The following is a 13,190-nucleotide window of genomic DNA, read 5'->3' as shown; positions in this document are numbered from 1 at the left end:
CGTACCGGGTAGCGACCGCATGTCCGAAGGGGAGAAGCATGCGGCGCACGAGCACGGTCAAGGCCGACCGGTGGGCGGTGGGCGGGCGTCGGCTCGCCGCCATGGTGGGCCTGGTGGCCCTCGTCGTCGGGGGCGCGTCGCTGCCCGCATCGGCGACCACGCCCGGAAAGGGCGCCATCGCCGGCACCGTGACCGTGCCCGTCGGGGAGTCACCGTCGTCGGTGAGCGTCGTGGCGCAGTCGAAGAACAGCGCCCAGTGGGCCTACTACTCGGCCAACGCGCACGAGGACGGCACGTTCCTGCTCGACGACGTGACCCCCGGCACGTACACCGTCGAGTTCGTCCCGGCGGGGTCCAGCGACCTCGTCGGCGAGTTCTACGACGACGCCGCGACGTCCACGCTGGCCACGATCGTGACGGTGGCGGCCGACCAGACGCTGACCGCCGACGCCGACCTCGAGCTCGGTGCCTCCATCGAGGGCCGCGTCACCGACTGGACCGGCGAGCCGGTGGTGGGCGCCTCGGTCAGCGTCCAGCGCGCGGACTACACCGGCACGTTCCGCTCGTCGTCGACGGACGTCAACGGGGACTACCACGTCGGTGGTCTGCGGCCCGGCGACTACCGCATCAGCGTCATCAGCCCGTTCGGCTCGATGCTCGTGGACGGCTACTACGGCGGGACCAGCCCCTCCACCGCCCAGATCGTGCCGGTCGCGCAGCGTGCGCAGGTGCAGGGCAAGGACGTCGTGCTGGCGCAGGCCGCGGTCGTCACCGGGCGGATGCTGCACGCGGGTGAGCCAGTGCCGTGGGCGACGGTGGCGTTCACCAGCGCCGCGGACGGCACGTCGACCACGTCGTCGACCGGGCCTGACGGCCTGTTCACCCAGAAGCTGCGAGCCGGCACGTACGTCGTGCGGTTCAGCCCTCCGTCCACCGGCGGGATGCTCACGCAGTACTGGCAGGGGGCGTCGACCGAGGCAGCGGCGACCCCGCTCGTCGTCGTCGCCGGCCAGACCTCGGCGCTCGGCGACATCACCATGACCGACGGCGGAGCGATCGCCGGGACCGTCACCGACTCGGCGGGCGCCCCCGTCGCCGGCGTCAACGTGTGGGTGTCCGCCACGGGCGGTTCGAACGTGCAGGCGACCACCGGGGCCGACGGCACGTACCGCGCCTCCGGGCTGAGCCCCGGGGAGTACCGGGTGCGGTTCCAGGGCGCGGCCGGCGCCCTCGTCCTCGAGGAGTACTACGACGACGCCCGGCAGTACCTGGACGCGGACCTGGTGACCTCGTCCGGGTCGGGCACCGTCAGCGGCATCGACGCCCGGCTCGAGAGCGGGTCCGGCGTGACCGGCCGGGTGCTCGACGCCGACGGCAACCCGGTGGTGAACGCCTCCGTCTGGGCCAGCCCGCGGTTCACGCTGAGCGGCTCCTGGTCGTCCGCCTTCACCGACGCCGAGGGCAGCTACTCGCTCGGCGGCCTGGTCCCGGGGGACTGGTCCTTCCGGGTCCAGGCGCCGCCGGGCAGCCCGTGGGCCGGTGAGTGGTACCTGGACGCCGGCGGCCTGAGCGACGCGGAGACCGTCCCGCTCGTCGCCGGGGAGCGGACCGAGCTGGAGGACGTCCGGCTGGAGCGTGGCGTCACGCTCTCGGGCCGGGTCCTCGGGCCCGACGGGTCGCCCGTCGCGGGCGCGAACGTCGCGCCGATCTCCGACGGCGGGCTGCTGCTCTCGGCGACCACTGCGCTCGACGGCACCTACACGCTGCGGGGCCTGCGCCCCGGCGCGTACCCGCTGTACGTCTCGGCGCCGCTGACCGGGGACCTGCTCTCCGGCTACTACCCCGACGGCGGCGTGCCGACGACGCCGCAGAAGCTGACCCTCACCACGGAGCCCGTGCAGCAGGCGCCCGACATCCGGCTGCAGCGCGGCGCCACCGTCTCCGGCACGATCACGCGCTCCGACGGCACCCCGGTGCGCAACGCCGGCGTGTGGGTCGAGCTGGTGAGCCCGACCGGGTACGGCGCGTCGGGCAGCACCGACGAGCTCGGGAACTACCGCGTGACGGGCGTCCGCGGCGGCGACGTCACCGTCCAGGCCAGCGCGACCGACGGCGAGGAGTGGGGCGCCGACTACTCCGGGGTGTCGACGTACTACGCGCCGCCCACCGGGACGCCGCGGCGCTCCCAGGCGACGGTCCTGCACCCGACCGCCGGCGGGTCCCTGTCCGACATCGACATCGCCCTGCCGCCGCGCGGCTCCGCGACCGCCGACGTCACGATGTCTCTCTCGCCCACCTCGCCGGCGATCGGCCGCCCGGCGACGGTGACCGCCGCGTTCTCCGGCGCCTCGGGCGTCCCGACCGGGGTCGTCGACTTCTTCGGGGACGGGTGGCGCGGCGACGTCGTGCTCAACGCCCAGGGCCGGGCGTCGTTCACGTTCACGCCCACGGCCGAGACGCAGGACTTCGAGCTGCACGCCATCTACAGCGGGAACGCCACCTACGACGAGGTGTGGGGCAACCTCGTGTACCTGCCCGGCGAGCCGTCGCCGGCTCCCAACATCACCGCGGTGAGCCCGCCCACCGTCAGCGCCCTCGGCGGCACCCAGGTGACGCTCACGGGCACGGGCTTCGACCCCGACGCGAGCGTGACGTTCGGGGGCCTCCTGGCCGCCGACGTCGTGGTCGAGTCCGCCACGTCGCTGCGCGCGACGGCGCCCCCGCACGCCGCGGGAGTGGTGCCGGTCGTCGTCAGCACGGGGTCGGGCGGCCCGAGCGTCGCCGCGACACTGACGTACGCGCCCGAGCCGACGACGCTGGCGCTGACCAGCTCCGCACCGTCCGTCGGTCCGGGCCAGGCGGTCACGTTCACCGCGACGGTGACGTCCGCCGCGGGCGCCCCCACAGGTCCGGTGCAGTTCGCCGTCGACGGCGGGACCCCGGTCAGCGTGTCGACGGTCGCGGGAGTCGCCACGTACTCGGCGACCGGTCTCGCGGCCGGGTCGCACCAGGTGACGGCGTCGTTCCCGGGCGACGGCACCTACGCGCCGAGCAGCGCGACGCTCACCCAGACCGTCCTCGGGCCCGGACCGACGGTGTCCGGCGTCTCGCCGGCCATCGTGACGACCGATGGAGCGGTCCGGGTCACCGTGACCGGGACGTCCCTCGCGGGCGCGACGGCTGTGACGTTCGGCGACACCCCCGGCACCGGCCTGCAGGCTGTCTCCGCCACGCAGGTCTCCGTGCTCGCGCCCGCGCACGCCGCGGGCGCCGTCCCGGTCCGGGTGACCACGGCGTCGGGGACCTCGACGACGAGCGCGTCCTTCCTCTACGTGGACGCCTCCGACGGGGTGGTGTCCCAGACGCCGCAGCGTGCGGTCAGCGACCCAGCCGTGGACCAGGGAAGGCCCATCTGTGTCCAGATCACCGGCACGCACGGCGTCCCCGTCGGGGCGTCGGGCGTGATCCTCAACGTCACGACGGTCCACCCGTCGGCGCTCGGCCACGTCGTCGTGTACCCGGACACCGACGGGACCGGCACCACCGCACCGCCGTCGGGTTCGACGGTGAACTTCGAGCCCGGCGCCGACGTCGCCAACGCGGCCTTCGTCCAACTCCCCGCCAACGGCGCGGTCTGCTACTACACCAGGAGCGCCGGACCCGTGGGCGTCCTGCTCGACGTCACCGGGTTCACCATGCCGGACGCCGGGATCGTCACGCAGGCCTCGCGGCGACTGGTCGACACCCGGCCCGGCGCACAGAACGTCGGCACGATCACCGGACCCGTGGCACCCCACGCGGTCCAGACGGTCCAGGTCAGCGGTGTCGCGGGAGTGCCGGCCGACGCCAGCGCCGTCATCCTCAACGCGACGATCACCGGCGCCAGGGCCCCCGGCAACCTGCGGGTCTTCCCCGCCGGCCAGGCCGTGCCCAACGCGTCGGTGGTCAACTACGCCGCCGGCACGGACAAGGCCAACGCGACCATCGTCGACCTGCCCGCCTCCGGGAAGGTGTCCTTCTACTCGGACACCGGCACGCCGGTGAATGCCTCGCCGGTCAACGTGATCCTCGACGTCACCGGCTACGTGGTCGGCGACACCACCTACTCCGCGGTGACCCCGACGCGCGTGCTCGACACCCGGCCGGGGAGCAACCACCTGGGGCCGATGGCCGGCGCGCTCTCGGCCCGCACGGTCTACCAGGTGCGGCTACCGGGCAGCGGGGGTGTCCCGGCCGGAGCGTCCGCCGTGGTGCTCAACGTCACCGCGATCGGACCGACCGGGCTGGGCAACCTGCGGGTGTACCCGAACGCGGCCGGCTCCGGCGCCCCGCCCACGGCGTCGACCCTCAACTACGTGCCGGGGCGTGACGTCCCGAACCTCGTGGTGGTGGCGATCCCCGACGACGGCCTGGTCAACCTCTACTCCGACATGGCCCCCGGGGGCCTGGTCCACGTGGCCGCCGACGTCGTGGGGTATGTGCACCCGGGTGAATAGCGCGCTGCGGCATGTCGCCGCAGATGTCCGGGATGTCACGATCCCTCGGTGAGTGCCACCGTCGACCAGCCGCGGGCCTCCGAGGCGAGCCCGCCGACCGACGACGCGCCCGCGCCGCGCCGCCGCCTCGCGCGCCGCATCGCGTTCGGCGTGCTCGCCGTCCTCGTGGTCCTGGCCCTCGCCGCGTGCTGGCTGGTCTACCGCGGACTGCAGGCGTCCGAGGCGCTGCTGTCGGCCCAGACGGTGTTCGACGACCTGCGCGCGCAGCTGGACGAGGGCAGGACCGACCAGATCGAGGCCCGGCTGCCCCAGGCGCAGGAGGACCTCGCCAAGGCCCGCAGCGCCACCAGCGACCCGGTCTGGCGGGCGGCTGAGATCGTCCCCGGGCTCGGTCCCAACCTCACCGCGGTCCGGATCGTCTCGGCGTCGCTGGAGGACGTCACCCGCGACGCCCTGCCCGCGGTCGTCCGGCTCAACGACGTGCTCGAGGCCCCGAGCGCCCGCGCCGCCGACGGACGGGTGGACCTGGCACCGCTCATCGCCGCGGGGCCGGAGGTGGTCGCGGCCGCGCAGAGCGCCCACCGTGCCCAGGCGGCCGTGGCCCGGATCGACGTCGACCGGCTGGCGGGGCCGCTCGTCGGGCCGGTCGGGCAGCTCAGGGACGGCCTCGACCAGGTGACCGGCGCGCTCGACGCCGGCGCGCAGGTGGCCACCCTGCTGCCGCCGATGCTCGGCGCGGAGGGCCCCCGCACGTACCTGCTGGTGTCGCTCAACTCCGCGGAGCTGCGCAGCGCGGGCGGCATCGTCGGCGCCTTCGCGGTGCTGCACGCGCAGGACGGCGCCGTCACGCTCACCGACCAGCGCTCGACCATCGACCTGAAGGGCATCGACGCCCCGATCCTGCCGCTCACACCCGAGGAGCTGGTGGTGGACACCGACCGGCTGGGCCGGTGGGTGCAGGACGCCGTGCTCACCCCGGACTTCCCGCGCAGCGCCCAGCTGCTCGCCGCGCGCTGGGAGCGGGACCTGGGCCAGCCGGTCGACGGCGTGATCGCGGCGGACCCCGTCGGCGCGCGGTACCTGCTCAAGGCGACCGGTCCGGTGACCGAGCCCGGCGGCGCCAAGATCGACGCCGCGGACATGCTGCAGGTGCTGCTGCGCGACTCCTACAGCGACATCGACGACCCCGCGGTGGCGGACCGGTTCTACGCGGGCGTCGCGGCGGCGATCTTCGGGGCGGTCGGCTCCGGGCAGGGGGAACCGCAGGGCCTGGTCACCGCGCTGGCGCGGGCGGGCACCGAGGGGCGCATCCGCATCTGGTCCGCGCACGCCACGGAGCAGGAGACGCTGGCGGCCACCACGGTCGGCGCCGCGTTCCTCACCGGTGACTTCCCGGATGCGGTCGGCGTGTTCCTCAACGACGGCTCGGCAGGCAAGCTCGGCTACTACCTGACGACGGCGGTCACCGTGGAGGACCTGCGCTGCAGCGGGCCCGAGCCGACCGCGACCGTCCGCCTCGACCTCGACTACCAGCCGCCCGAGGGCGTCGCGTCCCTGCCGGAGTACGTGACCGGTACTGCCCGCACCGGGCTGCCCGTGGGGCACCTGTCCACCAACGTCACGGTCTACGCCCCCGTGGGTGCGCCCCTGCAGCCGCTGCGCCTGGGGGAGGGCTTCGTGTCGGGCACCACGGCGACCGTCGCCGGCCGCGACGTGCAGGTGGTGACCTCGACGCTCGCCCCCGGCGCGTCCGAGACCTACCGCGTCACCGTCCCGGTCCGCGACGGGAAGGTCACCGTGTGGGCGACGCCCACCCTGACCAGCCCGGGCTTCGTGCACGCCTCGTGCGCAGACGGGTGAATCCGGACGAATCGGACAACATCACCCGTACGGAAGAACCGGAACCGTCGCACGTCGGGCAACAATGAGTGCGAAATGTCCGAATCCTAGACGGGGGCGAATCCCATCATGGCCAGACTCATCCGCGGCGCGGTCGTCGCGTTCCTCGCGGTCCTCGTAGGCCTTGCCGGCGCCCTGCCGTCCCAGGCCCTCGTCTCTCCCAGCCCCAGCCCGTCCACGGACGGACCCGTCTACGGGTGCCTCGACCCCGTCGACGAGTACGGCGTCCCGCGCCAGTGCCAGCTGAACATCCAGATCCTCTCGCCGGTGTGCGACAACGAGGTCCCGAAGCTGCGCTACAAGGTCGTCGCGGTGGGCACCCCGAACACCAAGGTCACCATCACCTGGGTCAACCCCGGCGGCGACGACGTCGTCTACGCCGACCTCCCGCTCGAGGGCACGGTCAACTGGCCGGGCGCCGTCGAGGGCCCGGACGGCAAGGGCATCGACTGGCCCGGCTGGCGTCAGCTCGCGGACAAGTCCTGGGTCGAGGGCGACGAGTTCGACTGGGTCCGTCCCAGCGTGAACGTGCTCTTCCAGGTCAACCCCGAGCTCACGGTCCCGGTGGCGTACCCGCCGTCGAGCCCGAACTGCCACACCGACCCGCCCGGTGAGGACGAGGTGCTCGCGGTGGGCAACCCCAAGGCGGCCGTCCTGTCCGCCACGGGATCCGACTCCGGTCCTCTGCTCGCCGCAGCTGCCGGACTGGTCGTCGTCGGTGCCGGGGCCGTGACGATGGTGGCGATCGCCCGCCGCCGGCGCGCGATGCTCTGAGCAGCCGGTCCGACGACAGACGCCCGCTCCCCGTGCTGACCACGGTGGGCGGGCGTCGTCGTGCGCGGGGTCAGCGAAGCTGGTCGACCACGTGGTCGATGCAGGCCGTGAGCGCCAGGACGTCGTCCGGGTCCACCGCGGGGTACATCGCGACGCGCAGCTGGTTGCGGCCCAGCTTGCGGTAGGGCTCGACGTCGACGACGCCGTGGGCGCGCAGCACCCGGGCCACCGTGGCCGCCTCGATGTCAGGGTCTAGGTCGATGGTGCCGACGACGTTCGAGCGCAGGTCCGGGTCCGACACGAACGGCGTCGCCCAGTCCCGCGCCTCGGCCCACCCGTACAGGTGGCCGGCCGAGGTCGCCGTGCGGTGCACCGCCCAGGGCATGCCGCCGTTGCCCAGGATCCAGTCGAGCTGCTCGGCCAGCAGGACCAGCGTCGCGATGGCGGGCGTGTTCAGCGTCTGGTCCAGCCGTGAGTTCGCCAGGGCGGTGGTGAACGACAGCGACTCGGGGATCCACCGGTCCCCCGACTCGATCCGGGCCGCCCGCTCGATCGCCGCGGGGGAGACCGCGGCCAGCCACAGGCCACCGTCGGACGCGAAGGACTTCTGCGGGGCGAAGTAGTAGACGTCGGTCTGCCGGACGTCCACCGCCAGGCCGCCGGCGCCGGACGTGCCGTCCACCAGCACGAGCGCTCCCTGGGCGTGCGAGCCGGCCACCCGGTGCACGGGGGCGACGACGCCGGTCGACGTCTCGTTGTGCGGCCACGCGTAGGCGTCGACCCCGTCGGCGAAGGCCGGTACCGCCACGCCGCCCGGCGCGGCGCTGGTGACCACGGGCTCGCCGAGGAACGGGGCGCGGGTGGCCGCGGCGGCGAACTTGGCGCCGAACTCGCCGAACGTGCCGAACGCCGCGCGGTCCTCGATCAGGCACAGGGTGGCCACGTCCCAGAACAGGGTGGACCCGCCGTTGCCCAGCACGATCTCGTAGCCGGCGGGCAGCTCCAGCAGCGCGGCGAGCCCCGCACGTACCCGGCCGACCAGCGCGCGCACGGGTGCCTGGCGGTGGGAGGTGCCCAGCATCGCGGCGGCCGGGCCGGCCAGCGCGTCGAGCTGCGCGCGGCGGACCTTGGACGGTCCGGAGCCGAACCGGCCGTCCACCGGCAGCAGGTGCGCGGGGATGGTCAGCTGCAGCGGGGCGTCGTGAGCATCGGGCACGTGGCCGAGGATAGGCGGTCACGGGCACCGGTCGTCGGCCCGACCAACTAATCTGAGCCCAGCGCGGCCGCCCGGCCGGGGTTGGGCGCCGCGCGACGAGCACTCGACGCGGGAGGCCATGCAGTGAGCGACCTGATCGACACGACGGAGATGTACCTCAAGACGGTCTACGAGCTCACCGAGGAAGGCATCACCCCCCTGCGCGCCCGCATCGCCGAGCGGCTCGGCCACTCCGGCCCCACGGTCTCCCAGACCGTGGCGCGCATGGAGCGCGACGGCCTGGTGGTCGTGACGGGGGACCGGCACCTCGAGCTGACCGAGCTGGGGGCGAGCAAGGCGGTGCGCGTCATGCGCAAGCACCGGCTGGCCGAGCGCCTGCTCACCGACGTGATCGGCCTGGAGTGGCCGTACGTGCACGAGGAGGCCTGCCGCTGGGAGCACGTGATGAGCGAGCGGGTCGAGCGGCGCCTGGCGTCCCTGCTGGACCACCCGCACTTCGACCCCTACGGCAACCCGATCCCGGGCCTCGCGGAGATCGGCGAGGAGACCACCGCGGAGAGCTTCCTCGACGGGGTCACGTCCCTGCTGTTCTACCGGGGCGAGACCGGCGCCGACGGCGTGGAGCGCGCGGTCGTCGCGCGGATCGCGGAGCCGCTGCAGGTGGACGTCGAGCTGCTCGCGCGCCTGGCCGAGGCCGGGGTGCTGCCGCACAAGGAGATCGCCATCGAGCGCGGGCTGGGCCTCGTGACCGTGTCGACGCCCGGCTCCGAGACCGTCCTGGACCTCCCCGACGACGTCGCCCGGCACATCTTCGTCGGCAAGCGCTGACCGGTCGCCGGGCACGGTCAGGGCCCGTCCGGGCCCCCTTCTGGGCGCCGTCTGGGAGCGCCCTGGGAGCACCGTCGTGATCTTGACGGGCGTCCAGCTGCGGAGGTTGTGTGCGCGCTCCCACGCCGCTGATCGGCGTCTTTGCAGGTCACCTCCTGGTTCTGGACCGGGGTACAGGACGCGTGTCCTACACGAGCGGAGATTCCCGTGATCGGAACGTGACAATCGCGGGGGGCGTCCTGTACGTTCGACCTGCTTCCCAGGAACCCTCCTTCTAGGAAGCCCTCGAGCGGAACGCCTAACCCTGCCGCCGCCACGAGGTCCGCACTGACCGCCGGCAGGGGCGGGGGACCCAATTGCGGGCACCGGAAGTTCGGTGTCCTTGGGGTGAAGCCGGAGATCCGATCTCGATCGGGGACACGGCCGGGTGTTCTCCCACCCGAACCCGACAGCTGACCTCGTAGGCATCAGGAGAGGCATCGCGTGACCGTGAGCTCCACCAGCGCCCGCCATCGTGCGGCGCGCCGTCCTTCGACGCCGTTGACCGAGCTGGCTGCAGCCGCCTCGGGCCAGATGGGAACCGTCGGACGCCGTACTGCTGTCGTCGCCGCGTCGTCGGGACTCGTCGTCTCGATGCTGGGCTCGCCGGCCAACGCCGCTCCCGGCGGTGACGCAGGCGCCCTCCCGGCCGTCGACACCGCCGCCCTGACCGCGTCGGCCCGCGCCGTCCTCAACACGGCCCCCGTCGTGACCGCTCCGGTCGAGGCCGCCTGGACGTTCGACGTCCCGGTCGTCACCGCCGAGAAGCCGGCCCCGCCGCCGCCCGTCAAGGTCAAGGCCGCCGCCGCGTCGCGCAGCACCGTCCGCGCAGCCACCGCAGCCACCGCAGCCGCTCCGGTCGCCACCTCCGCCGTCCCGCAGTCGGTCTCCGGCAACGCGGTCCTCGAGATCGCCGCCCGCTACGTCGGGACGCCGTACCTCAGCGGTGGCACGACGCCGATCGGCTTCGACTGCTCTGGCTTCACCAGCTACGTCTACGCGCAGCTCGGCATCACGCTGCCGCGCACGTCGTCCGGCCAGAAGGCCGCGGGCACCATCGTCTCGCGTGCCGACGCGCAGCCCGGTGACCTGATCTGGAGCCCCGGCCACATCTCGATCTACGCCGGCGGCAACGACCAGATCGACTCGCCCCGCCCGGGCAAGACGATCCAGTTCCGCGCCATCTGGCAGAGCTCGCCCGTCTTCATCCGGATCGGCTGACACCAGCCGCCCGCCGACGAGGCCCCGACGACATCGATGTCGTCGGGGCCTCGTCGCGTTCCCGGAGGACCCCGGCGCGTACTCTGTCCGTGCACCACGCTGTTGCTTCGCTTCGCCGGGCCGGCAGCCAGCCGGTCCGACCCCCGAGGTCGGGAGAACGCCGTGCTCATGAATGCCGCGAAGCTGTCCACCGAGGCCGTCGGTGGGGCAGCCAGTGAGGTCGGCCCGCCCGGGCTGATCGCCTCCGGAGCCCGCACCCTGCTGCTCAACGCCAGCATGGAGCCCCTGTGCATCGTGAGCCTGCGGCGTGCCGTGGTGCTCGTGATGAGCGGCAAGGCGACCGTGCTCGAGACCGACGGACGCCTGCTGCACTCCGAGCACGTGTCCGTTCCTCTGCCGGTCGTCCTGTGCCTGACGCGCTACGTGCACGTCCCGGTCCGCCGCCCGGTGCCGCCCACCCGCCGCACCGTGCTGCAACGGGACAACCACCGGTGCGCGTACTGCGGCGGGGGAGCGGACACCGTCGACCACGTGCAGCCGCGCTCCCGCGGGGGCCGGCACGAGTGGACCAACGTCGTCGCCGCCTGCGTGCGGTGCAACCACCGCAAGGCCGACCGGCTGCTGCATGAGATCGGCTGGGAGCTGCCATTCGCCCCGCGAGCCCCCCGCTGGTCGGTGGCGTTCGGCACCACGTCGGTCCGCGCCGAGCCGTTGTGGTCGCAGTACGTCGTCGCCTGACCCGCAGTTCGTCAACGTACCGCCAACGTATGGCAACATTCCGGTAACTCCTCGACGCACCAGCGCCCGCGAGGAGGACACTGGGACGAGCGCACGGCGGGCTCGGTACGAGCACGGAGGCTCCGGATGACGCGTGACGATGTGGTCCTCGTCGGGGTGGACGGATCGGGGGCGAGCCTGCACGCGCTCGACTGGGCGGTCGGCCAGGCCGCGGCGCACGGCTGGGGCGTCCGGCTCGTGTGCAGCTACTCGCTCCCGTCCTTCACCGCGGCGTCCCTCGACGGCGGCTACGCGGCGCTCGACGACACGGCCATCCAGGAGGGCGCCAAGGCGGTGCTCGCCGAGGCGACGCAGCGGGTGTCCGCCCGGGGCGTCCCTGTGACGGCGAAGGTGCTGACCGGCGACGCGGCGGGCGTGCTGGTCGAGCTGTCGCACACGGTCCGGCTCGCGGTGGTCGGCACGCGCGGGCGCGGCGGGTTCGCGGACCGGCTGCTCGGCACGGTCTCGTCGGCCCTCCCGGCGCACGCGTACTGCCCGACGGTGGTCGTCCCGCTGCGCGAGGCCGGCAGGACCCTGCCCGAGGACACCCCCGTCCCGGCCGTCAAGCCGGTCACGCGCATCGTGGTGGGCGTCGACGGCTCCCCGCAGGCCGAGCACGCGCTGCGCTACGCCATCCGGGAGGCCGAGGCGTGGGGCGCCGAGCTGACCGCCGTCGCGGGGGTGCCCGTCGGGTCGATGTCGGGTGTCCTGGCCTGGCTGCCCGCCGCGGTGGACCACGAGCAGGTGCTGCGGGACGTCGAGGAGGGGCTCAACGTCGTGGTCGACCGCGCGCTGGCCGACCATCCGGGCACCACCGTGCGACGCATCGCCCTGGACGGAACGGGCGCGGAGCTGCTCACCGAGTTCTCCGCGGCCACGGACCTCATCGTCGTCGGCTCCCGCGGTCGCGGCGGGTTCGCCGGGCTGCTGCTGGGCTCCACCAGCCAGGCCGTGCTGCACCACTCCGACTGCCCCGTCATGGTGGTCACCAACCGGTGCGCCACCGCGGAGGCCGCGGCCGGCTAACCCTCCGGGGCCGGGGGGACGTCGGGGCGCCGGACCAGTGCCGAGAGCACCACGGTCGAGCGCGTCCGGGCGACGAACGGCTCTGCCGCCAGCCGCTCCACCACCCGCTCCAGGTGACGCATGTCCCGCGCGCGCACCTGCACCATGAGGTCGACGTCGCCGGTCACCGTGCTCGCCGCGACCACCTCGGGGTAGTGCTCGACGGCCGAGCGCATGGTGGCCGGGCTGGTGGACCCCTGGCAGAACAGCTCGACGAACGCCTCGGTCTGCCAGCCCATCGCCGCCGGGTCGAGCCGGACGGTGAAACCGCGGATGACCCCCCGCTCGCGCAGCCGGTCCACGCGACGTTTCACGGCCGGCGCGGACAGCGAGACGTGCTCGCCCACCTGCGCGAACGTCGCCCGGGCATCGAGGGCGAGCACCCGCAGGATGGCGGTGTCGAGGGCGTCGAGCCCGGAGTCGTCGGTCACGGTCTCATCATGGCCGCACGGCGCCCGATTGGTGGTGAGGCGGAAATGATGACAACCTGCACGGCATTGCGCCGAACGGGTGACGCACCAATCCGGCAAGTGCTCTCAAGGCGGACGTCCTGCGTGCCGAGAGGAATGAGAGCCCCACTCAGACGCCAGGGGTCCTGCGAAGGAGGCGACGTGGTCAAGGAGACGAAGAAGCGGCTCGATCTGGTCCCGAGCCAGCGACCGTCGGTCATCAGTGCGCCCACCCCGGTCATCACCGACGTCCCCCAGCCCCACCTCGCCCCGTCCCCGCTGGTCGATCCGCAGCCCGAGCCCGTCGCTGCGCCGCGCGCCGCCGCGGTCCGGCGGTCCGTGTGGGTCGGCCTGGCCGCCGGCCTGGTGATCGCGGTCGCCGCCGGCGGAGGCGTGTACGCCGCCGAGCAGCAGGCGCAGGAGGCC

The 13,190-nt window shown here is 73.6% G+C and carries 9 protein-coding genes, 1 pseudogene and 1 riboswitch; of the genes and pseudogenes, 8 read left to right on the top strand and 2 right to left on the bottom strand.

Features of this window, described 5'->3' with window-relative positions; genetic code table 11:
- Positions 1-38 precede the first annotated feature (38 nt).
- The 3 genes from RYN42_RS10095 (at position 39) to RYN42_RS10085 (ending at position 7,169) form a co-directional block, all read left to right on the top strand.
- Positions 39-4,496, top strand: coding sequence for a carboxypeptidase regulatory-like domain-containing protein (locus RYN42_RS10095; protein ID WP_315095701.1), 4,458 nt, complete (start codon positions 39-41; stop codon positions 4,494-4,496).
- A gap of 48 nt (positions 4,497-4,544) precedes the next feature.
- Positions 4,545-6,356, top strand: a complete 1,812-nt coding sequence (locus RYN42_RS10090; RefSeq protein ID WP_315095699.1) for a DUF4012 domain-containing protein — start codon at positions 4,545-4,547, stop codon at positions 6,354-6,356.
- Between the two features lie 108 nt (positions 6,357-6,464).
- On the top strand, positions 6,465-7,169 hold the full coding sequence (locus RYN42_RS10085; protein ID WP_315095697.1) for a peptidase: 705 nt from the start codon (positions 6,465-6,467) through the stop codon (positions 7,167-7,169).
- 70 nt (positions 7,170-7,239) lie between these two features.
- Here RYN42_RS10085 and serC read toward each other — a convergent pair whose 3' ends face one another.
- Positions 7,240-8,385, bottom strand: coding sequence for a phosphoserine transaminase (gene serC / locus RYN42_RS10080; protein ID WP_315095695.1), 1,146 nt, complete (start codon positions 8,383-8,385; stop codon positions 7,240-7,242).
- 123 nt (positions 8,386-8,508) lie between these two features.
- Between serC and RYN42_RS10075 the strand changes: the two genes are divergently transcribed.
- The 4 genes from RYN42_RS10075 (at position 8,509) to RYN42_RS10060 (ending at position 12,276) form a co-directional block, all read left to right on the top strand.
- Positions 8,509-9,213 (top strand): metal-dependent transcriptional regulator, encoded by a 705-nt coding sequence (locus RYN42_RS10075; protein WP_315095693.1) that lies wholly within the window; start codon positions 8,509-8,511, stop codon positions 9,211-9,213.
- 315 nt (positions 9,214-9,528) lie between these two features.
- Positions 9,529-9,694, top strand: a riboswitch (cyclic di-AMP (ydaO/yuaA leader).
- Between the two features lie 2 nt (positions 9,695-9,696).
- On the top strand, positions 9,697-10,473 hold the full coding sequence (locus RYN42_RS10070) for an NlpC/P60 family protein (RefSeq protein ID WP_315095692.1): 777 nt from the start codon (positions 9,697-9,699) through the stop codon (positions 10,471-10,473).
- A gap of 276 nt (positions 10,474-10,749) precedes the next feature.
- Complete coding sequence (locus RYN42_RS10065) at positions 10,750-11,211, top strand: HNH endonuclease (RefSeq protein ID WP_315095740.1); 462 nt, start codon at positions 10,750-10,752, stop codon at positions 11,209-11,211.
- 126 nt (positions 11,212-11,337) lie between these two features.
- Positions 11,338-12,276 carry a universal stress protein gene (locus RYN42_RS10060; RefSeq protein ID WP_315095689.1) on the top strand — a complete coding sequence of 313 codons (939 nt, stop codon included), beginning with the start codon at positions 11,338-11,340 and terminating at the stop codon, positions 12,274-12,276.
- Here the strand turns inward: RYN42_RS10060 and RYN42_RS10055 are convergent.
- Positions 12,273-12,746, bottom strand: coding sequence for an Lrp/AsnC family transcriptional regulator (locus RYN42_RS10055; protein ID WP_315095687.1), 474 nt, complete (start codon positions 12,744-12,746; stop codon positions 12,273-12,275). The genes RYN42_RS10060 and RYN42_RS10055 overlap by 4 nt on opposite strands.
- Positions 12,747-12,926: 180 nt before the next feature.
- Between RYN42_RS10055 and RYN42_RS10050 the strand changes: the two are divergent.
- Positions 12,927-13,190, top strand: a pseudogene (locus tag RYN42_RS10050) (hypothetical protein); the annotation flags it as partial.

Source organism: uncultured Cellulomonas sp., assembly GCF_963527515.1.
Taxonomy (GTDB): Bacteria; Actinomycetota; Actinomycetes; order Actinomycetales; family Cellulomonadaceae; genus Cellulomonas.
Note: the sequence above shows the minus strand (reverse complement) of the source record. Positions and strands in the feature narration are given on the sequence as shown.